Source organism: Oceanobacillus locisalsi (genome assembly GCF_042675985.1).
Classification (GTDB): Bacteria; Bacillota; Bacilli; order Bacillales; family Amphibacillaceae; genus Oceanobacillus; species Oceanobacillus locisalsi.
The window spans coordinates 1-20222 of the sequence record NZ_JBHTKK010000040.1 but is presented as its reverse complement, the minus strand read 5'-3'; the positions used below and the strand labels follow the sequence as shown (position 1 = coordinate 20222).

The following is a 20222-nucleotide window of genomic DNA, read 5'->3' as shown; positions in this document are numbered from 1 at the left end:
TGCCCCTAGGAAAGCAAAACGGTCCGCCGTAGCGGTGGCTACCCTTAAAACTTAATTTGTTTACCATAAATTTTGGTGAAGAGCTCTGAAAATATATTATTTTTATTTGGTGGCTGTGAATAGTAACTTTCAAAAAGTGTTTTTATATGCATAAATCGTGGTAAATATAAATAAATACATTATTTTGATGAAGAACCATAAAAATTCTTTGCGGTAAATTTCATTTTTCAGGTTTATTATCAATTAGAGAAGGGAATCGTAAAGATATACAGAAGCGGTAAAATAAATTATGTAAATCAATTTATCGCACCCCCTACCTTTTATTAGATATTTGGTGTATAATGAGTACATACGGATAGATTAAACTTATTATTATTTAATAAAAGTTAGGTCAATGTTGAAAATCTAAAATAGATTGAGGAGTGAAGTTTTATGGTAACACTTTATACCTCACCAAGCTGTACTTCATGTAGAAAAGCAAAAGCATGGCTGGAAGAGCATAATATCCCTTTTACGGAGCGTAATATCTTTTCTGAACCTTTATCTCTTGATGAGATTAAAGAAATATTGCGTATGACGGAAGATGGAACAGATGAGATTATTTCTACAAGGTCAAAAGTATTTCAAAAACTGAATGTAAACTTTGATCAATTGCCGATGAAAGATTTATTTCATTTAATTCAGGATAATCCCGGTTTATTGCGCCGACCTATTATTTTAGATGAAAAACGGTTGCAAGTTGGTTATAACGAGGATGAGATTCGCCGTTTCTTACCAAGAACAGTAAGAACATTCCAATTGCGTGAAGCACAACGAATGGTTAACTAATAAAATAAGTTAGAAGGGGTGCAGAAGGTTCTGCACCTTTCTTTATTATCTAGAAAATTATAAAATTAATTGCTTGTGGATAACTGGTTACAGATAAATGGCCACGTCCAGCTCCAAGCGCCAAAAACTAGGAGACTTCACGTCGTGCCCTACGATAAGTCATCATCGGTTCGTCACCTCACCGTGATTCCTTTATCTCAGTTACGCCGCTCCAGTCTCTACGTTTTTAAGCAGGCGCTTTGCGCTTTTGTTCTGGAATAATATGGAATGACAAAATAAGCTTTGATAAATGACAAAATACTTTAAATACGTTAGAATAGCTAACTAACATGAAAGTTATACGTGTGCCTTCTATATGTATATCTGTAGGAAGCAGGCTGTAATCAGAGGAACCTTGTCCGTTTTTTAGAAAATAAGCAGGAACTGGGCATTTTCATTTCTTGTAGATTGCATTTTTGCATACAATATGATAAATATGATTCATGATTAGAATGATACTGATTCGGGTACATCTATAATATAGACATGTTTGTATGCTGCCGGCTTCAAGTATTTAAGCAGGATGATATGTAGGAAATGGTTCTATCTTAATGAGAAGGGGGAGCTTATTGTGGAGATAGAAAGAATTAATGAAAATACAATCAAATTTTATATTTCTTATGTTGATATAGAAGAGCTGGGTTTTGAAAAAGAAGAAATCTGGTACAATCGCGAAAGAAGTGAGCAATTGTTCTGGCAGATGATGGATGAAGTCAATTATCGCGAAGATTTTAATCCAGAAGGCCCGTTATGGATACAAGTGCAAGCAATGGAAAAAGGACTTGAAATTGTTGTGACAAAAGCTAAGGTCTCCAAAAACGGCGAACATCTTGAGCTGGAAACAGAAGAAGGCAATATTGATTTACCGGTAGATAATCAGCTGGAAAATATCTTAGATGAGAAATTTGGAGATAACCAACAAGATGCTGAAGCAGAAAAGAACGATGATGAAGCGACGGAAGAGAACTTGTGGATTATCGTTGAATTTGATGAATTTGAAAACCTGATTCAGCTCAGCCATCAACTCTATGATTTATCTGATTTCGGCGAAGAAACATTATACACTTATAAGGGGAACTATTATTTATATATCGAATTCTCTTATGATGTGTTGGATGAACACCGTCAAGAAGATGTCATCAGTCAAGTATTAGAATATGCATCGGATTCCTCGCTTTCCGTTCACTTATTAGAAGAATACGGGAAGAAAATTATGGAAAATGGCACATTTGAACAAATTCGCAAATACTTTCCAAAAGATGTATAAAATGAAACCTACAAGAAATCCTCTGTTATGATTTGTTGTAGGTTTTTTTGGGTTCAACACCAAAATCTATGGTTGATATTATTCCATAAATAAGTTAACCAAACGAACTAGCGAAGTGTTTTTCCGCAGCGGTTGCTTATACCACAAATTAGGCTAATCTGTCACCCATAAATTTTGGTGAAGAGCCTTTTTTTGTATGGCTTTTTTTGTATGAAATTTTTTTGCAGGAGAAAGGGGAATCGTGTCGAATAATATTATAGTAATGGAGGTGATATTTATTGCAGCGTGCTGTTAATAAACAAGGAAAATCGGTTCTGCTGTTTCTTCAATCGCAGAAGACCATTACTAATTGGAAACAAAATAAGGATATTTTTTATTGTCCGGTCTGCCAGGAAAAAGTGATTATCCGGGCAGGAAAGAAAGTTATCCCGCATTTTGCTCATATACCGAATGCAATGTGTCTGCTTGGGAGAGGCGGGGAAGGAGCTTATCATGAAAGAGGAAAACTGCAATTATTTACGTGGCTGTCGCACTTTAATATGCAGGTCGAATTAGAAGTTTATTTTCCAGAAATCTCACAAAGAGCTGATATTTATATTCAAGTTGGGCGGAAGAAAATTGCCGTTGAATTTCAATGTGCCAGAATATCACAGGAAGAAATCCTCCATCGCATGAATGGTTATCGCTCCATAGGTATGGAGTCCATCTGGATTTTAGGAGCAACATATTTAAAACAGAAAGGGCCCTATCTATTTCAAGCTGATCCCTTTTTAGATACATTTATCCGTTCCTCCCCGCAAAAGGATTACCCACAGTTATTCTTTTACGACCCCTTTATATCCGAAATGGCTATTCTTCATCATCTCTATCCGCTTCAAACCTCAAAGGTCTTTGCTAAACAGCTTATATATCCGCTTCGTCAATTACATTTCAAACATCTGTTTCAACAAGAAAAAACCCCCGACTCGTTTGCAGCTTTTTGGGTGAAAGAAGTACGTTATCTTCGTACAAAAGTGGAAGGTTCATACGGAACCATTTATAAATTGCGGAGATGGCTGTATAAGAAGGGGTATTTATTCCAATGTCTTCCGAGTATCTGTTTTATGCCGATTCCTTATCGTGCTTCCATTCCTGTTCCTTTTTACAAATGGCAAACAGCATTATATGTGTCCTGTTTAGCGGATTTAAAAACTGGCGACAGGGTAAGGATAGCTGAATTAGAGCGTCTGCTTCACGCCTTTTTCGGGAAAGACATCATTGATTTTTCGGAGGCATTACATCATTATCTGCAATTACTTCAACAAACTGGCTTTATTGAAATGCACTCGTCCACCATTCTCCGGACCAATCAGAGAATGGCCTCTTACTCTTCGCAAGAAAAAGCATTTCTAGGAGATCAAGTCTTCTTCAGCCAATTTTTCACGGAAAAAAAAGCAAAATACGAGCATGATTCCCCATTGTTTCGTTATACTAAATAAGAAGCATAAAAACAGTATGACTTTAATACATTTACAGCGGAAGTATTGTTAAAAACGGATGATACTGTTGATTTAACAAAAGGAGGCAATCACCGTATGTCAAAAGCAAGCAAACAATTACCAAAGCGAGATGAGATACCTGAAGAGTCAACGTGGCGTTTGGAGGATATTTTTGAATCGGACGAGGAATGGAAAGAAGCATTCCAAAGCTTGAAGCAGGATATTTCGAAGCTGCCTGCCTACAAAGGGAAATTAGGGGATTCCTCTGATACTTTATTAGAGGCACTGCAGGTGCAGGACGCGTTATCAGAACGTCTTGGCAAACTGTTTGTGTATGCCCATTTGCGCAGTGATCAGGATACGACGAATTCCTATTATCAGAGTTTAAATGCACAAGCAGAAAATTTGTTAACGACTGCGTCCAGTCAATTCAGCTTTCTGGTTCCTGAAATTTTGGAAATACCGGAAGAACAGCTGAAGCAGTTTATAGAGGAAAATGAAGAGCTGCAGGTATATAAGAAAGTTTTAGATGATATTAACCATAGCCGTCCGCATGTGCTAAGCGAAAAGGAAGAAGTTTTGCTTGCGGAGGCGGATGAGCCGATTGGAGCTATTTCACAAACATTCAGTATGTTAAATAACGCCGATTTAACCTTCCCTTCCATTACCAATGCAGATGGAGAGGAAGTAGAGCTGACGCACGGCAGATATTCTACCTTTATGGAATCATCGGACCGCAACGTGCGTGAACAAGCTTTTAACGCGATGTATGACACATATGGTTCATTTAAAAATACATTTGCTGCCACACTGAGCGGAGAAGTAAAGTCACATAATTTTAATGCAAAAGTCCGGAATTATGAAAGCGCACGTCAGGCGGCTCTCGATAATAATCATATTCCTGAAAAAGTATATGATAATTTAGTGGAAGCAGTGAATGAAAAATTGCATTTATTGCACCGCTATGCCAGATTAAGAAAGAAAATTCTCGGTGTAGATGAGCTGCATATGTATGATATATACACACCGCTGGTGAAAGATGTAAAAATGCCTGTCACGTATGAAGAAGCTAAAAAATATGTTTTGGAAGGGCTAAAACCTCTCGGGGAAGATTACGCCGATATTTTAGAAAAAGCATTTCAAGAACGCTGGATTGATGTAGAAGAAAATAAAGGAAAGAGAAGCGGTGCTTACTCTTCCGGAGTTTATGGCACAAATCCATATATCCTTTTGAATTGGCAAGATGATGTGAATAATACATTTACACTTGCACATGAACTTGGGCACTCTGTGCACAGTTATTATTCCAGAAAATATCAGCCATTCCGTTATGGAAATTATTCTATTTTCGTGGCAGAAGTTGCTTCAACGACCAATGAAGCGTTATTAAATGATTATTTATTGAAGCATCTTGATGATGAAAAAGAAAAGCTTTATATTTTAAATCACTTTTTAGAAGGTTTCCGGGGAACGTTATTCCGTCAAACAATGTTTGCAGAATTCGAACATGAAATTCATGTATTGGCTCAAAACGGAGAAGCGTTAACGGCCGATAAGCTGACAGAAGTTTACTATGATTTAAACAAAAAGTATTATGGGGAAGATGTTGTCAGCGATGAAAGAATTGGTTTGGAATGGGCGCGTATTCCGCATTTTTACATGAATTATTATGTATACCAGTATGCTACGGGTTATTCTGCCGCAACAGCTTTATCCAAACAGATTTTAGATGGGGAAGAAGGAGCTGTGGATCGTTATCTAGGATTTTTGAAATCAGGCAGCAGTGAAGATCCTATTGATGTATTGAAAAAAGCTGGTGTAGATATGACGCAGAAACAGACCATTCTGGATGCGCTGGATGTCTTTGAAGAAAAGCTGACGGAGATGGAAGCATTATTGGATAAATAGAATAAAACAGCCGGGTGAAGGGTGCCCGGCTGTTTTAGCTATAATGGAATAGGCTTTAACGCCGGTATCCTTTTGTCTTCTGGTAAGCAATAGAAGAAAGCATAAAGTAAATGGACGCAAGCAATAAGGGGAGAGTGATATAGACAGGGATCATGTTCATAAAACCTAATAAATTGAAGAAAAAGGCGATAACAACGAATAAGACGAATAGAAGAGGAAAATAATTACGCCGCATGAGAGCGCCTCCTTAATGGGTTTTTCCTGCTTTACTGCATTATATGTCCGAGTTATTTTTTATAGAAGGGGATATCCCATATTTCGATTTACATCACTATATGTATGTTACAGAAATAGGAAGTGAATTTTTTGTGAAATATTGAACATAAAGATTGAAAACATGAAAAGAACTTGCTAGAATGATAATTGTAAGTTGATTACAAACAAATACCCCTTTTGTTTGATCATGAAACTTTCTCCCATCCCCCTTTGTAGTTATACAAAGACGGAAAAAAGATACACGCTGCCCTGTGTATCTTTTTTATTAAGCATCCCTGATTCCAGATTTTTACATGCATCAGGGATGCCTTCTATTAGATTATTTGAAAAAGGGATGAAATGGTAGACTGCTCTGAAGCAATTGCAGATGAGCCAGCGCATTTTCCTAAATGGTGCCGAGATATCTCCAATAAGATTCATTTTTTTCACGCACTCTTTCTACGAGCTGTTGAAATTGCAATTTTTTTAGTTCTTTTTCCGTTTTATCAATGGACCAATCATAGATGACAGACAATTCTTTTGTTCCTACTATTTGCTGTAATTGTAAATAATCAATTAAAGATGGTTTGACGGATGGAATCGGCGTACGTTGCAAAATTTCTTTTAAAACAAATTCATAAATATCATATGGATGAAGTCCGGAAATTTTTATGCCTTCGTCTTCAATTTCTTGGTTAAATAAAACAATCGTTGGCGTATAATCTACATCCATCTCATTTGCCAGCCTTAAATCACATTGCAATGCACGCTTGGAAGTATCGGAGAATAAATCTGTATGAAATTCTTCTATATCTAAAGCTGCATCAGATGCACACTTTAATAAAATATCTTCATTACAGATGTTCTGTTTATCGAAAAATAATGTCTCTTGTATTTTACGGATAAATTGTTTGGAGGCTTTTTTCCCTTGTAATTCAGCGGCCTTAATGGCCAGTGCCGGAACCCATGGGTAGTCAAGATTTTCACGGTTGTCCGGAATACCGGTTGAACCGGATTGTTTCTTTTGCTGCTTTTTATTTAAGCCATTTGTGTTCAATGCTGCCAGTTGTCCGCTGATGACATGTTTTATCGTAAAAAAACGGCCGTATTCAACATTTAACTTTTTAAGATAAGGGTCTAATGACCAGCATTCAGAGCATAATGGATCAATAAAAACGTACATTTCAATCGGCTTTTGTACATAATTCATATAGTTAAAAGAAGAATCTATTGGATTAGAAGATGACAGTTCTTGTTGATTCCCATTCATTTTGAATGCTCCTTTCTAAGATTTAAGGGGTGTTCATCATATGATTAGCAGTTAACGTCATACGCTCAATCATTTCTGTATAATAAGGTTCTTCTACTTGGTTTTCTATTAATGCCCGATCCATACAAGCCAGCCATTCGTCTTTTGCGCTTGGTGTAATCGGGAAAGGAAGATGTCTTCTTCTTAACATAGGGTGTCCGCGTTCAGCTTCATAGAGCCGGGGACCACCAAAAAACTGTGTCAGAAACAACTTTTGTTTGTGCATCGTTTCTGTTAAATCCTCTGGAAATATCGGTATTAATACGGGATTTTCTTTGACGTATCCATAGAAAGTTTCCACAATAGCTTCTATTTTTTCGTAACCGCCAATGCCGCTGTAAACCGTTTCTACCTCATTTTGTTTCATATCATATGCTCCTTGTACTAGTATTGTAGCAATATAGACTCACTTCATCAAATAATCTGTACCGTAACAGACAGCAATAACCGATTAGTGGTAAAACCATCCGCTTACATCGCTTGTTTTTGATTAAAAAACCGGGCAATTTTAGGCGGCGTGTCTCGAAAAGGAATCTGATAGTTTTCAATCAGGTTGTTAAAAACCTTTTCTCCATGACTTTTTGAAGTTGCTTCCAATTCTAATTCTGCATCCTCCGTATCTAAATAAATACTTTTATCTAGAACGAGTAATGTATCCTGATAAGGGATTTCTTGACGAAAAGTAACCATACTCCCTAAATAATTCAGTGCTGATACGTGGATAGACATTTTTTCCAATTGTGCTGTGACATTCGGAGCTTCCAATGGTGTGCCAGAAGTCCAGGACAAATATTCTTTTTCTGTCAGTTTATCATGTGTCTCTAATAGTCCGTCCGGGTGCGGTTCTTTTAATGTTAATGTATATGTTCCATTCTTTTGTCGTATTCGTAATGCAGAACCGTTTTCTTTTAAATCAAAAGCAGGTGTTTCAAAGTAATCATTTGTCTGTTTGATTGTTTCAGCATGGGAAAATAAATCCTCTGCTAATTGGTTGTATTCTTGAATAGTTAATAGATTTTTAAATTCAATTTCTACTTCTTGGGTCATTATTAAATCTCCAGTTCTCTAATTAGATTAACTCTATTATGGCTTGTATGAAGGAGCATTGCAAAAAATAACTATATAAAGGCCACGATGTGCTTTTTATTTGAATAAAACTTATATTATAATCTCCTGTTGCTTGTAAAACGAATGTAAAAGACTATTTTTTGAAATAAACAGAAGCAGAGGCTTAACTATATCAAATGCTGTAATATTTTGATGTGCTTCATATATGATAATTGATGAAATTTTTTAAAATTTCATTGACGTTCATGAAGAGGTGTAGTATTCTTTAAAAAAACAGGACAACGTACCACGATATTCGGCGGATTACTATATATAAATAATATACAATCATAAAATGGATAAGTTAGGAAATAACATTTACTACTAAGTAATGCGGAATTGAAATTTGAAACAATAAAATTACTTGAAGGGAGCGCAGGTTAAGATGTGAATGCTTATTTATTTCTTTAAACTCAACAGAATTAAATTCGAATCTCTAATTAGACGCTATTATAAAATAAAAACGAATATCTTTTAATTTATTTTGTAAGCGTTTTCTTTATTTGGTAATTAATTAGTCTTAAATATACGGAGCTGATAAAGAATCTGTAACTATCCAAGGAATAAAATAAGAATGGGTAATTAAAAATTGTAAGGGAGACTAGATTATGAACTTAACGATAAAAGTTTTGATTGCTCTTGGTCTTGGGGCTATAGTTGGGATAACTTTACATTATTTATCTCCAAATTTGTTTGCCACACTTGATAATTACTTATTTGGTCCGCTTGGTGAAATATTTCTCAATTTAGTTCAAATGATAATTATACCTTTAATATTTTTTTCTCTTGTTTTAGGAGTATCTTCTTTGGGAGATCCAAAAAAGTTGGGACGTATCGGTATAAAAACGGTTACTTTTTTTCTTGTAACAACTATTTTTGCTATTACAGTAGGAATCAGTTTAGCTTCTATTTTTCGGCCGGGAAATGTGGATGTTGACACTTCTAAATTAAGTTTTAGTGGGGAGACCACTAATCTAAAAAGTAACTTTTTAGATTTAATCCCATCCAATCCTATTCAAGCGATGGCTGAAGGGAACATATTACAAGTGCTAATATTTTCTATTTTTATTGGGCTTGCAGTGGCGCTTCTCGGTAAAAAAGTGGAAGGTTTAAGGAATTTAATGGAACAAGGAAACGAAATTGTAATGACTCTGGTTAATCTGATTATGCGGTTTGCTCCTTATGGTGCTTTTGGCTTGCTGGCTTCATCGATAGGTCAAATGGGTTTGGATGGTGCCGGAGCAATGATTTTTTATATGTTGGTTGTTATATTGGGTTTACTCTTACATGCTATCGTTTTCTACGGAGCAATTATATATTTTCTGGGTAGGATGAACCCAATAAAATTCTATAAGGATTTTTTACCTGCAATATTAATAGGGTTTAGTACAGTAAGCAGTGTTGCGGCACTCCCGGTTTCTTTAAAAATGACAGAAGAAAAAATGGGAATTCCTAAACAAATTGGTAGTTTTGTTCAAACCTTGGGAGCAACAATAAATATGGATGGGACTGCCATTATGCAGGGTACAGCAACATTATTTATAGCTCAAGTGTACGGGAGTAATTTAACATTCTTTCAGTTAACCATGATTGTTATTGTTGCAGTATTGGCTAGTATTGGTACGACAAGTGTTCCGTATTCTGGATTAATTATGTTAACTATGATTCTTAGTCAGGTTTCTTTGCCAGTAGAAGGTATTGCACTTATCATTGGAATTGATCGTCTCCTTGATATGATGCGTGTTTCGGTAAATATTTCTGGCGATGCTGTATGTGCATTAGTCGTTTCGGAATCTGAAAAGAGACGTCAATTTAAAAAAACTGCACAAGAAAGGGAACAGATTAAATTGGAAGGCGTTAAGGAATGAAATATGTTAAAATTTTAGAATAATTTATCTTTTTGAATTACTCATAATTGTTAAAGTGTTTATTTCTAAACTAAGAACTATACGGTTATTCTTTAAGCAATATACAAACTACCGAAATAAACGGTATCAAATATTAAGTAGAGTAAACTTAAATATTATCACTAGCGTTGCATAAAATTTTCAACCAAAAGTCAAGAAAAACATTTATGCCAATATTATAAATGATGGAAATTATCACTACAAAAATCCATAAAAAAACCTTATAATAAGAGAATGGTAGTCCAGTCCAAATCCCAAATTATAAGGAGTAACCATGGGCAATCATACCATAAAAACGGTATTCAAGGAATACCTACATCCATTAGATTCAAAAGTTATTCAAAAAATGATTGATAACACGGACATTGATAAATATGTCAAAAAGTTTGATGCACTTACATTTGTGAACGCATTTATTTATGCGCAGTTGAAACAGCTGGGGAATCTTCAGCGGATAAGTGATACGATTACACATAAGAAAACCGTTCAAAGGTTAATAGGAATAGAAAGTATTAGAAAATCTCAACTCTCCCGAAGAACCGAGAGATGCCACCTGTCATTTTCCAGGTTATTCTGCATCATTTGATGCAACAAATACACCAGCTGCTCGGTCCTCAAAAGGCGGATAAAGCACTTGGAGAACTGCATTTGATTGATTCATCCACCATTTCCATGTGCTTGAGCCAATACGAATGGGCGGATTTTCGGGAGACCAAATCCGGGGTCAAGCTGCACACCTCTATTGTCTTTTGCGATGGTATTTCCTATCCAAATGAAGTCATTGTTACCCCTGCAAGACCGGCAAACGAAACACAGCTGGACGCATTGATTGTACCGGATAAAAACGTGCTCCATGTATTTGACTGGGGATATTTTAACTTTACTATGTTTGATGCCTATTGTGCAGAGGGAATTCAGTTTGTGACACGCATAAAAACAAACACCGTTGTCAAAGTGATCGAGGAATTACCCGTTGCTTCCTCTTCTCCGACCTCCCGTCACGCCGTTGTTAAGATTGGAAAGGTGAAGCATCCTATCCAATTGGTAGAAACGGTAGACAGTTAAGGGAATGAGATCTGAATTATTTGTAATGATGCCAAAATAAATGCGCAGGAAATCAGTGACCTGTACCGTAACAGATGGCAGATTGAATTATTTTTCAAGTGGGTTAAGCAGCATTTAGTCTATGGAACCAGTGAAAATGCTGTATATAATCAACTTTTTCTTGCGATGATTACCTTCTGCCTGACCCTGTTAATGAAAATCAACTTAGGCTACCGGGGAACCCTACTGGAAATGTTGAACTGGATTCGTGATTATTGGACGAAATCCATGGAACAGTTTATTTCCAATGTATTCAAGGAACCAGGACGTACATCTAAAGGCAGACGAAGGATGGAACACGAGCGCATATTTGAAGAAACCTTAGAACAATATGAAACAGGAGAAGCTGAGCATTTAGATGATTTAACTTTAAACTCAATTATTTAAAAAGTATATAAAATTCTAAAAATGAATGAAGGGCTGCCTTTAGTGCCTATTGTTTTTTTAAAAATAAAACATTGTATATATCTGAAAATTACAACAATAAATAAAAATTTACGAAGCATATTGCTTGCTTTAGTATTTATTGTTTTATGCAACGCTAGTGAAATATTTTATAATAATATTTATACACAGATTACTTGAAAGTTTTTAAAGCAGTCCTTATAATGACACCAATGTATTAGATAATAATAAAATGATTCGGTTTGGTTAAAGTCTATTAATGAAAAGGAGAAATAATATGCTAAATGAAACCTACACTCTTTCAAATGGAGTAAAGATTCCGAAACTTGGATTTGGAACTTGGAAAATTTCAGATAAAGAAATTGTTGAGGTTGTAAAAGAAGCTATGAAAATTGGATATCGGCATATTGATACTGCTCAAGACTATGGCAACGAGCGTGGAGTTGGTGAAGCAATTCGAACTTGCAATATTGCTCGCAAAGATATCTTTGTAACTACAAAATTAGAAGCACATTATAAAACATATGAGGAAGCAAAAACTGCCATCGAAGAATCATTGAATAAAATGAAATTAGACTATATTGATATGATTATTATTCACAGTCCCCAACCCTGGAATAGTTTTCATAAAGGCGATCGCTTATTTGAAGGGAATCTTGAAGCATGGCGTGCACTCGAAGATGCTTATTCTGAAGGAAAATTCCGAGCGATAGGTTTATCAAATTTTGAACAGGAAGATATACAGAATATTTTAGACCATGGAACAGTCAAACCGGTGGTGAATCAAATTCTGGCTCATGTGAGTAATACACCTTTTGAACTAATTGATTATTGTCAAACGAATAATATTTTAGTACAAGCATTCTCTCCAATAGGACATGGAGAAATATTTAAGAATGATGAGATAAAAATAATGGCGGAAAAATATAATGTATCCATACCACAATTAGCTATTCGCTATTGTTTGCAATTAGGACTGTTGCCTTTACCTAAATCAGAAAAAACAGATCACATTCGTAACAATGCGGAAGTAGATTTTGAAATTTCAAATGAAGACATGAAAATGTTAAAAAATACAAAGCAAATAGAAGATTATGGTGAATTTAGTTCTGCTCCCGTATATGGTTCTTCTTCAAATAATAAGTAGAATATAATTAGATAGACACTTCAACTTTTGAAGTGTCTATTTTAAAGGGCGAAGCGAGGTAATACAAAAAACTGAAGCAAAAATTACATAGGTATTCCCTGGGCTTATTATTTTAAAAAATAAGTAAAGTTTAGTAAAAAATTGACATAATTAACTCTTCCTTTAGACCAATATACAATATATTTTTTCATTCTCTGAAACAAAATAATAAAAAATTCTTTAACAGATAGATACATTGTAATTCTATCACTCTAATATTCTTTTATTAAAGTCACTTTGCAAAAATAGACTTATGTAAAACCAATAACTCCCTAAATATTATTACCCTTCACACTCCTAGATGGATTAGATACCATATACTGCAACATTATAGAATTTTCAGAGCAAAATGTATTTTGCTTACAATATCATCCACTGCTATTAAGAACTATTCATATGAACATCCTGGTTTGTCTAAACAATACTTTTTTCGGTATCTGAGTAAAATGATTGGCAATGAGAATATACAGAGTTAGAATTCAATCATTCAATAAAGTTATTGAATAGATAGCGATTAAAATTTTTAAGTAACACTGTTCGAGATTTGAAATTGTCTAAGACTGATTAAAATGAATGGAGGAATTTAAAAAATGAAACTAGGGATCATCTTAGAAACAAAAGAACCAGAAAAGGTATGGAATGCGTTTCGTTTTGCAAATACAGCTTTGAAAAAGGAACATGCAGTGAAATTCTTTTTAATGGGAGAAGCTGTGGAATGTGAAAATATAGACCATCCAAAATATAAGGTGTTAGATGAAATGAATAAATTTGAAGAACTAAATGGGGATTTTTTTAGCATGTGGAACTTGTCTGAAATCAAGAATGATAGATGAATTTGCAGCATGCCCCATTTCAACAATGGATGATTGTGTGAAAATGGTAGAATGGGCTGACAAAACAGTTACCTTTTAATAAAAGAAAGTAAACAGATTTACAAATAGGGGGGAATTAACTTGTCCGAAGAAAAAATATATGATGTTATTATCATTGGTGCTGGTCCTGCTGGAATGACATCGGCTGTTTATGCGTCTCGTGCAAATTTAGATACATTGATGTTAGAACGAGGAATTCCTGGTGGACAAATGGCAAATACAGAGGATGTAGAAAATTATCCTGGATATGAGCACATTTTAGGGCCAGATTTATCGAATAAAATGTTTGAACATGCAAAAAAATTTGGTGCGGAATATGAATACGGGGATATTAAAACCATTAAAAATCATGGAAAATATAAAACCATTCGTGCTGGAAAAAAAGAATATCATACAAAAACTGTAATCATTGCGACTGGTGCACAATACAAAAAACTTGGCGTTCCTGGAGAGGAAGAACTTGGCGGACGTGGCGTATCTTATTGTGCAGTATGTGATGGAGCTTTCTTTAAAGAAAAAGATATTGTTGTTATTGGCGGAGGTGATTCTGCAATTGAAGAAGGCGTATACTTGACCCGTTTTGCAAAAAAAGTAACTATTATTCATCGTCGTGACCAGCTTCGTGCTCAAAAAATTTTACAACAGCGTGCATTCGCTAACGATAAAATTAATTTTATTTGGGATACTGTTCCAGAAAAAATTAATGAAACAGATGGAAAAGTGAGCAGTATTACATTAAAAAATAAAAAATCTAATGAAATTTATGATTTTAATACAAATGGTATTTTTATTTACATTGGAATGCTCCCCTTAAATGATCCATTTACAGAATTGGGTATTACGGATAATGAAGGATATATTCTTACCAATGAAAATATGGAGACAAAAATTCCTGGAATCTTTGCTGCTGGAGATATCCGTTCGAAAGAACTTCGTCAAATAGTAACAGCGACAGGGGATGGAAGTATTGCAGCAGAAACTGCACAACGTTATATCGAGAAAATAAAAGAAGATTCAAAAAGTACACAAATATAGGTTGTGAAAATTATCTCTAAGATATCAAATATGAAGTAGCAGCTAAAAGAGCAACATAATTGGTTAAAATCATTTGACCAACTAATTATTTAGGTTTATAATTCAACTATTCAACAATATTCTTGAATAGAAGGTGTTTTCATATGATTAACGAAAGAAATTTAAAAGATTTATTATATCAAGAGTTTGCAAGAATAGGTAAAAGCCTTTCCAGCCCGAAACGATTGGAAATTCTTGATCTTTTATCTCAAGGACCAAAATCAGTCGAGGTATTATCGAAAATAACGACGATGTCAGTGGCAAATGTATCTCAGCATTTACAGACACTTAATAATGCAAGAATGGTAAAGTATCGGAAAGAAGGTAACTATGTGATTTATGAGCTGGCAGATGTTTCTATTTCTGACTTTATCAATTCTTTGCATAACTTGTCTGAGAAACAGTTCGCTCAAGTTCAGCAAATTAAACAGGAATTCTTAAATGCCAATATGGGTATGGCAGGAGTCTCATTTGAAGAACTTAACAAGCGGATGGAAAAAGGAGAAGTTTTATTATTAGATGTAAGACCGAAAGAAGAATATGAAAATGGTCATATTCCAGGGGCTGTTTCCATTCCTGTTGAAGAATTAGAGGAAAAACTCTCTTCTTTACCAGCTAATCAAGACGTTGTTGCTTATTGCAGAGGACCATATTGTTTGATGTCGGTAGAAGCTGTAGAACTTTTAAAAAGTAAAGGTATCCACGCCTATCGTTTTGAAAAAAGCGTTCAAGATTGGAACGAATTTCAAAACCAATTAAATTAAATAGGAATTATTTTTTATGGAATGTTAGCTCATAACATTGTTAATGTTTAAGAGATAAAGAGATAATTTGGGAGAAGAAGGTGTTTACTTTGACTGATGAAACAAATGATTTGGCACAAGAGTATATAGATAATCCAGAAAAACAAAAAGGATTATATAAACGTACATTAATTATTGTTGTCATTTCACAAATGTTTGGTGGGGCTGGTTTAGCTGCTGGTATAACGGTAGGGGCATTGCTTGCTGAAGAAATGCTTGGTACAAATGCTTTTGCAGGTCTTCCAGCAGCTTTATTTACTTTAGGATCAGCTGGAGCTGCATTAGCGGTAGGAAGACTCTCTAATCGTTTTGGTAGACGTATGGGGTTAGCAACAGGATTTATAGTTGGTGGACTGGGAGCTATAGGTGTAGTCATTGCTGCTGTTTTAAATAGTATCATTTTATTATTTGCTGCTTTACTCGTTTATGGTGCTGGTACTGCAACTAATTTACAGGCACGATATGCTGGTACAGATCTGGCAACGAATAAACAACGGGGTACTGCTGTAAGCATGGCAATGGTTTCCACGACATTTGGGGCTGTTGCTGGTCCAAACTTAGTAGATGTGATGGGGAATTTTGCACGTTCTATCGGTGTGCCTGAATTAGCTGGACCATTTATTTTATCGGCAACAGCATTTATATTAGCTGGTATTTTCTTGTTTATCTTTTTACGTCCAGATCCATTTATCATTGCGTTAAAAATAAATGCAAATAAAGATAAAAATGAACAAGGAGCTCGTCCTCAAGATAACCTTATTAATAAAAAAGGTATTATTGTTGGGGCAATCATTATGGTATTAAGTCAAATCGTGATGATTGCAATCATGACAATGACTCCTATTCATATGGGAGACCATGGTCACAGTTTACGGGCAATAGGACTTGTAATCGGATTTCATATCGGTGCAATGTACTTTCCGTCACTCTTTACTGGTGTACTTGTAGATAAAATAGGTCGTCCCGCCATGGCAATTGCTTCTGGAGCTACGTTGCTTCTTGCAGGAATTGTAGCAGCTTTTGCTCCTGGAGGTTCGTTATTCTTCATGACAGTTGCACTAATCCTGCTTGGGCTAGGCTGGAATTTTGGTTTAATAAGCGGTACAGCTTTAATCGTTGATTCTACTGAACCAAAAACGCGTGCGAAGACACAAGGAACAGTGGATGTATTTATTGCATTAGCTGGTGCTAGTGGTGGTGCTATGTCAGGAATGGTTGTTGCTGGATCAAGTTATGAAATGTTGTCACTTGTTGGCGGTGTTTTATCGTTGATACTCATTCCAATCGTGATATGGTCTATTCGTGATAAAAAAGTAAAAACAGAAGATTCCAGGAGGGCTCTATAATGAAGGAAATTACAGCAAAGGATTTAGAACAAAAAATAGATACAGGAGAAAAGATATATATTATCGATGTTCGAGAAGCTGATGAAATTGCAGAAGGAAAAATTATTGGAGCAAAACATATTCCATTAAATGAAATTACTAATCCTTTAATGGAATTGGATAAAAGTGAACACTATTATGTGATATGTACGAAAGGTGCCAGAAGCGGCACTGCTGTAGAGCAATTAACGCAACAAGGATATAAGGCAACAAATGTAGTTGATGGAATGCTAGGTTGGGAAGGATACGTTGAATAAAGTAAGTCTAGGTTTCGCATAGATAGAATAACTATTTAGTAAATGTTTCTTTTTCAGGTTACTGAATGGACTTTTGGATAAAAACAACAAAATTTAATTTTAGCCTCAAATAAATAATAGCATTTGAGGCTAAAATTAAAAATAAATCATTAAGGAGATATATCATGCCAAAAAATTACAAAGGATTTACTTCGAATTTAATCCATGTAGGTGAATCTCCAGATCCGACAACAGGTTCAGTCATCCCTCCTATTTACCAGACAACAACGTTTGCTTTTGATTCAAATGAAAGCGTATTAGATTTGATGGAAGGCCGAAAAGATGGGTATATTTATACCCGCTATGGGAATCCAAACTATACAATGGTGGAGAAGAAAATAGCATTTCTTGAAGGTGGCGAAAATGCTTTAGTATTATCTTCTGGAATGGCAGCCACTTCCATTGCTGTTATGGCTTTAGCACAGGCAGGAGATCATATTATTACCCATACGGATGTTTATGGTGGCACGTTTGGTTATTTTCATGAAGTACTTCCACGTGTTGGCATAGATAAAAGTTTTATTGATGTAACAGATATATCAGCGATTGAATCTGCCATTCAAGACAATCCAAAAATAATATTCTTAGAAACACCTAGTAACCCGACTCTTAAAATTTATGACATTAAAAAGATATCTGAACTTGCTCATCAATATGGAATAAAAGTTATCGTTGATAATACATTTGCTACTCCATTGAATCAAAAGCCATTAGACTTAGGAGCTGATGTAGTAGTTCACAGCGGTACAAAATACTTGAACGGTCACAGTGATGTTATGGCGGGAGCCATTGTAGGTGAAACAGAGTTTATTTCAGATTGTACGGATTTATTTAGAAAATTAGGTGGAAACTTAAATGGATTTGATGCATGGTTATTACAAAGAGGTATGAAGACATTAGGTCTTAGAATGGAAAGACATAATAAGAATGGACAAATAATAACTGAATTTCTTGAGCAGCATTCCATGATAGAGAAAGTTCATTATCCAGGTTTAAAAAGTCATCCTCAACATGAATTAGCAAAAAAACAAATGCATGGATTCGGAGGCGTTTTAAGTATTGAATTAAAGGGTGGACAAGAAACAATAAATCAATTTATTAATCGAACGCAAATTTTCACTAGAGCTGTTAGCTTAGGTTCAGTAGAATCATTAATTACTCAGTCCGTAGCTGCTGTGCATTATAATGTTCCAGTTGAATATCGAGAGATGGGCGGTATTACAGAAAAACTGATAAGAATATCTGTAGGTATAGAAGAGGTCGAGGATATACTCGAAGATTTAGAATTCTCACTGGATATCTGAATAAAAATATAGTCACACTTGTATCTATGAGTGTGACTTTGTCACTTTGAAATAAAGAAAGCATTACATTATAAGAATAAAAAGGAGTTTTTGAAAGTGAATCAAATATATTTAGACTATAATGCAAGCACACCAATTGCCCAGGAAGTACAGGAGGCAATGCTTCCCTACTTAGAAAAGCATTATGGTAATCCATCAGCCTTGCATTTTGCGGGTGTAAAGGAAAAACAAGCTGTTGAGCATGCAAGAAAACAAGTAGCAGCACTAATAAATTGCAAACCTAGTGAAATTGTATTTACCAGCGGGGCTAGTGAATCAAATAATTATGTATTAAAGGGGGTATACCAAAGTTATAAAGAGAAGGGCGATCATATCATTACAACAAAGGTTGAGCACCCCTCCATTGCACAGCCCAGTGAATATCTCGAAAAACAAGGAGCGAAAATTACTTATATTGACGTAGATCAATTTGGAAGAATTAACCCTTTTGATATAGAACAGGCAATAACAGATGACACGATATTAATTTCTGTTATGCATGCAAATAATGAGGTTGTCACGATTCAGCCTATTGAAGAAATTAGTAAAATAGCAAAAAAATATCATGTCCTTTTTCATACAGACGCTTCTCAATCAATAGGAAAAGTTCCAGTCGATGTAGATAAACTAAATGTTGACTTCCTAAGCATAGCAGGTCACAAGGTATATGCGTCAAAAGGAATAGGTGCGTTATTTATTAGAGAGGGAGTAGAGATAGAATCATTAGTACATGGAGCTGGCCATGAAAACGGCAGAAGAGCTGGCACTGAGAATGTATTGTTGAGTGTCGGTTTAGGCGAAGCGTGTGAAGTAGCGTTTCAGAATTTAGATGAAAATAAACAAGTGAAGGAGCTTCGAGATTATTTTTGGAATAAGTTGCAGGACATACCTTCTATAAATATTTCTTTAAACGGACATCCTGAACTCCGTCTTCCGAATACGCTAAATATTAATTTTGAAAATAAAATTGGACAAGATATATTGGATTCACTTCCACAAATTGCAGCGTCAACTGGCTCTGCATGTCATACTGGTGAAGTCAATTTATCTCCAGTATTAAAAGCTATGAAAGTAAAAGAAAACAGCGGAATGGGAGCTGTCCGTTTTAGCTTGGGAAGATATACAACAAAAAATGAAATAGATACTACTGTCCAATTATTAAAAAACTATTTTTTAAAGGAATAATTTATCCTTGATTAATAATTTAAAAAGGAGAATGGTAGAAAATATCAAGAATAGAATGAGTGCTATGTTCTATCTGTGGGAATAAAACACGTTTAAAAATAAGAAAAGATACGGAATTAAAAATCTTCCTTTATATTGTATAAAATGTAAACAAAAAATTAATTAAAATAAAGCAGTTTAAAGGTAAGCGTAAAATAGCCCACACCTATTAAAAGGTATGGACTATTGTTATGATTTATTTAGATGGATTGGGAACACGACATTCCTCAGGAAGGGTCGGTGACCAAGGTAAGAGGTAAGCTAATTTTTCTTTATCAGACGTATCCATATTTGGGAGTTCCTCAAATAGATAGTGAAGATATTTAAATGGATTTAATCCGTTCTCCTTCGCTGTCTCCACAACACTATAGATAATGGCGCTAGCTTTAGCTCCTTTAGCGCTATTGCTAAATAGCCATGCCTTCCGTCCAA

Annotated in this window: 21 protein-coding genes and 1 pseudogene; 17 read left to right on the top strand and 5 right to left on the bottom strand. The window is 35.1% G+C overall.

Going from position 1 to position 20222, the window contains the following annotated elements; all coding sequences use genetic code 11:
- The first annotated feature begins 432 nt into the window (after nucleotides 1–432).
- The 4 genes from spxA to pepF all read left to right on the top strand — a co-directional run bounded on the left by spxA (nucleotide 433) and on the right by pepF (nucleotide 5520).
- Nucleotides 433–828, top strand: coding sequence for a transcriptional regulator SpxA (gene spxA, locus ACFQ19_RS19590; RefSeq protein ID WP_379594472.1), 396 nt, complete (start codon nucleotides 433–435; stop codon nucleotides 826–828).
- A 610-nt stretch (nucleotides 829–1438) separates the two neighbouring features.
- Nucleotides 1439–2134: an adaptor protein MecA gene (gene mecA / locus ACFQ19_RS19585; RefSeq protein ID WP_379594470.1), complete on the top strand. Its 696-nt coding sequence runs from the start codon at nucleotides 1439–1441 to the stop codon at nucleotides 2132–2134.
- A gap of 278 nt (nucleotides 2135–2412) precedes the next feature.
- On the top strand, nucleotides 2413–3612 hold the full coding sequence (locus ACFQ19_RS19580) for a competence protein CoiA (protein ID WP_379594468.1): 1200 nt from the start codon (nucleotides 2413–2415) through the stop codon (nucleotides 3610–3612).
- 96 nt (nucleotides 3613–3708) lie between these two features.
- The gene (gene pepF, locus ACFQ19_RS19575) at nucleotides 3709–5520 is read left to right on the top strand and encodes an oligoendopeptidase F (RefSeq protein ID WP_379594467.1); all 1812 of its coding nucleotides are present in this window, start codon (nucleotides 3709–3711) and stop codon (nucleotides 5518–5520) included.
- A gap of 55 nt (nucleotides 5521–5575) precedes the next feature.
- On the opposite strand, the gene ACFQ19_RS19570 is transcribed toward pepF, so the two are convergent.
- The 4 genes from ACFQ19_RS19570 to ACFQ19_RS19555 all read right to left on the bottom strand — a co-directional run bounded on the left by ACFQ19_RS19570 (nucleotide 5576) and on the right by ACFQ19_RS19555 (nucleotide 8131).
- Nucleotides 5576–5755, bottom strand: coding sequence for a hypothetical protein (locus ACFQ19_RS19570; RefSeq protein ID WP_379594465.1), 180 nt, complete (start codon nucleotides 5753–5755; stop codon nucleotides 5576–5578).
- Nucleotides 5756–6181: 426 nt separating this feature from the next.
- Nucleotides 6182–7045 (bottom strand): ClpXP adapter SpxH family protein, encoded by an 864-nt coding sequence (locus ACFQ19_RS19565; protein ID WP_379594463.1) that lies wholly within the window; start codon nucleotides 7043–7045, stop codon nucleotides 6182–6184.
- A 22-nt stretch (nucleotides 7046–7067) separates the two neighbouring features.
- Nucleotides 7068–7451 carry a globin domain-containing protein gene (locus tag ACFQ19_RS19560; protein WP_379594461.1) on the bottom strand — a complete coding sequence of 128 codons (384 nt, stop codon included), beginning with the start codon at nucleotides 7449–7451 and terminating at the stop codon, nucleotides 7068–7070.
- Between the two features lie 104 nt (nucleotides 7452–7555).
- Nucleotides 7556–8131, bottom strand: coding sequence for a CYTH domain-containing protein (locus tag ACFQ19_RS19555; protein WP_379594459.1), 576 nt, complete (start codon nucleotides 8129–8131; stop codon nucleotides 7556–7558).
- 668 nt (nucleotides 8132–8799) lie between these two features.
- Here ACFQ19_RS19555 and ACFQ19_RS19550 point away from each other — a divergent pair.
- The 13 genes and pseudogenes from ACFQ19_RS19550 to ACFQ19_RS20360 all read left to right on the top strand — a co-directional run bounded on the left by ACFQ19_RS19550 (nucleotide 8800) and on the right by ACFQ19_RS20360 (nucleotide 19894).
- Nucleotides 8800–10059: a dicarboxylate/amino acid:cation symporter gene (locus ACFQ19_RS19550; RefSeq protein ID WP_379594457.1), complete on the top strand. Its 1260-nt coding sequence runs from the start codon at nucleotides 8800–8802 to the stop codon at nucleotides 10057–10059.
- A 313-nt stretch (nucleotides 10060–10372) separates the two neighbouring features.
- Nucleotides 10373–10684 (top strand): DUF4372 domain-containing protein, encoded by a 312-nt coding sequence (locus ACFQ19_RS19545; protein WP_379594456.1) that lies wholly within the window; start codon nucleotides 10373–10375, stop codon nucleotides 10682–10684.
- Nucleotides 10645–11317 (top strand): annotated as a pseudogene (locus ACFQ19_RS19540) (IS4 family transposase); the annotation flags it as partial. The gene ACFQ19_RS19545 and the pseudogene ACFQ19_RS19540, both read left to right, overlap by 40 nt.
- A 77-nt stretch (nucleotides 11318–11394) precedes the next feature.
- Nucleotides 11395–11589 (top strand): hypothetical protein, encoded by a 195-nt coding sequence (locus ACFQ19_RS19535; RefSeq protein ID WP_379594475.1) that lies wholly within the window; start codon nucleotides 11395–11397, stop codon nucleotides 11587–11589.
- 295 nt (nucleotides 11590–11884) lie between these two features.
- A complete protein-coding gene (locus tag ACFQ19_RS19530; RefSeq protein ID WP_379594454.1) occupies nucleotides 11885–12754 on the top strand; it encodes an aldo/keto reductase in 870 nt (289 codons plus the stop codon).
- A gap of 629 nt (nucleotides 12755–13383) precedes the next feature.
- Nucleotides 13384–13626, top strand: a complete 243-nt coding sequence (locus ACFQ19_RS19525; RefSeq protein WP_379594453.1) for a hypothetical protein — start codon at nucleotides 13384–13386, stop codon at nucleotides 13624–13626.
- A gap of 120 nt (nucleotides 13627–13746) precedes the next feature.
- Entirely contained in the window at nucleotides 13747–14700 is a 954-nt protein-coding gene (gene trxB, locus ACFQ19_RS19520; RefSeq protein ID WP_379594451.1) for a thioredoxin-disulfide reductase, read from the top strand.
- Nucleotides 14701–14846: 146 nt separating this feature from the next.
- Nucleotides 14847–15503, top strand: a complete 657-nt coding sequence (locus ACFQ19_RS19515) for an ArsR/SmtB family transcription factor (RefSeq protein ID WP_379594474.1) — start codon at nucleotides 14847–14849, stop codon at nucleotides 15501–15503.
- A gap of 89 nt (nucleotides 15504–15592) precedes the next feature.
- The gene (locus tag ACFQ19_RS19510; RefSeq protein WP_379594450.1) at nucleotides 15593–16888 is read left to right on the top strand and encodes an MFS transporter; all 1296 of its coding nucleotides are present in this window, start codon (nucleotides 15593–15595) and stop codon (nucleotides 16886–16888) included.
- A complete protein-coding gene (locus ACFQ19_RS19505; protein ID WP_379594448.1) occupies nucleotides 16888–17184 on the top strand; it encodes a rhodanese-like domain-containing protein in 297 nt (98 codons plus the stop codon). Before ACFQ19_RS19510 ends, ACFQ19_RS19505 begins: the two co-directional genes overlap by 1 nt.
- 164 nt (nucleotides 17185–17348) lie before the next feature.
- Nucleotides 17349–18527, top strand: coding sequence for a trans-sulfuration enzyme family protein (locus tag ACFQ19_RS19500; protein ID WP_379594446.1), 1179 nt, complete (start codon nucleotides 17349–17351; stop codon nucleotides 18525–18527).
- Nucleotides 18528–18623: 96 nt separating this feature from the next.
- Nucleotides 18624–19751 (top strand): cysteine desulfurase family protein, encoded by a 1128-nt coding sequence (locus ACFQ19_RS19495; RefSeq protein WP_379594444.1) that lies wholly within the window; start codon nucleotides 18624–18626, stop codon nucleotides 19749–19751.
- A 59-nt stretch (nucleotides 19752–19810) separates the two neighbouring features.
- The gene (locus ACFQ19_RS20360) at nucleotides 19811–19894 is read left to right on the top strand and encodes a cysteine-rich KTR domain-containing protein (RefSeq protein ID WP_449290095.1); all 84 of its coding nucleotides are present in this window, start codon (nucleotides 19811–19813) and stop codon (nucleotides 19892–19894) included.
- 92 nt (nucleotides 19895–19986) lie between these two features.
- Here ACFQ19_RS20360 and ACFQ19_RS19485 read toward each other — a convergent pair.
- Nucleotides 19987–20222 (bottom strand): transposase domain-containing protein (locus ACFQ19_RS19485; protein ID WP_379594442.1); only part of this gene is annotated, 236 nt, incomplete at its 5' end.

What these genes read in the sequence shown, in the direction of transcription:
- ACFQ19_RS19550 (WP_379594457.1), top strand. Translation starts at nt 8,800, where the DNA reads ATGAACTTAACGATAAAAGTTTTGATTGCTCTTGGTCTTGGGGCTATA.
- pepF (WP_379594467.1), top strand. Translation starts at nt 3,709, where the DNA reads ATGTCAAAAGCAAGCAAACAATTACCAAAGCGAGATGAGATACCTGAA.
- ACFQ19_RS19535 (WP_379594475.1), top strand. Translation starts at nt 11,395, where the DNA reads ATGTTGAACTGGATTCGTGATTATTGGACGAAATCCATGGAACAGTTT.
- ACFQ19_RS19570 (WP_379594465.1), bottom strand. Translation starts at nt 5,755, where the DNA reads ATGCGGCGTAATTATTTTCCTCTTCTATTCGTCTTATTCGTTGTTATC.
- ACFQ19_RS19560 (WP_379594461.1), bottom strand. Translation starts at nt 7,451, where the DNA reads ATGAAACAAAATGAGGTAGAAACGGTTTACAGCGGCATTGGCGGTTAC.
- ACFQ19_RS19505 (WP_379594448.1), top strand. Translation starts at nt 16,888, where the DNA reads ATGAAGGAAATTACAGCAAAGGATTTAGAACAAAAAATAGATACAGGA.
- ACFQ19_RS19500 (WP_379594446.1), top strand. Translation starts at nt 17,349, where the DNA reads ATGCCAAAAAATTACAAAGGATTTACTTCGAATTTAATCCATGTAGGT.
- ACFQ19_RS19565 (WP_379594463.1), bottom strand. Translation starts at nt 7,045, where the DNA reads ATGAATGGGAATCAACAAGAACTGTCATCTTCTAATCCAATAGATTCT.
- ACFQ19_RS19525 (WP_379594453.1), top strand. Translation starts at nt 13,384, where the DNA reads ATGAAACTAGGGATCATCTTAGAAACAAAAGAACCAGAAAAGGTATGG.
- spxA (WP_379594472.1), top strand. Translation starts at nt 433, where the DNA reads ATGGTAACACTTTATACCTCACCAAGCTGTACTTCATGTAGAAAAGCA.
- ACFQ19_RS19545 (WP_379594456.1), top strand. Translation starts at nt 10,373, where the DNA reads ATGGGCAATCATACCATAAAAACGGTATTCAAGGAATACCTACATCCA.
- ACFQ19_RS19555 (WP_379594459.1), bottom strand. Translation starts at nt 8,131, where the DNA reads ATGACCCAAGAAGTAGAAATTGAATTTAAAAATCTATTAACTATTCAA.
- ACFQ19_RS19530 (WP_379594454.1), top strand. Translation starts at nt 11,885, where the DNA reads ATGCTAAATGAAACCTACACTCTTTCAAATGGAGTAAAGATTCCGAAA.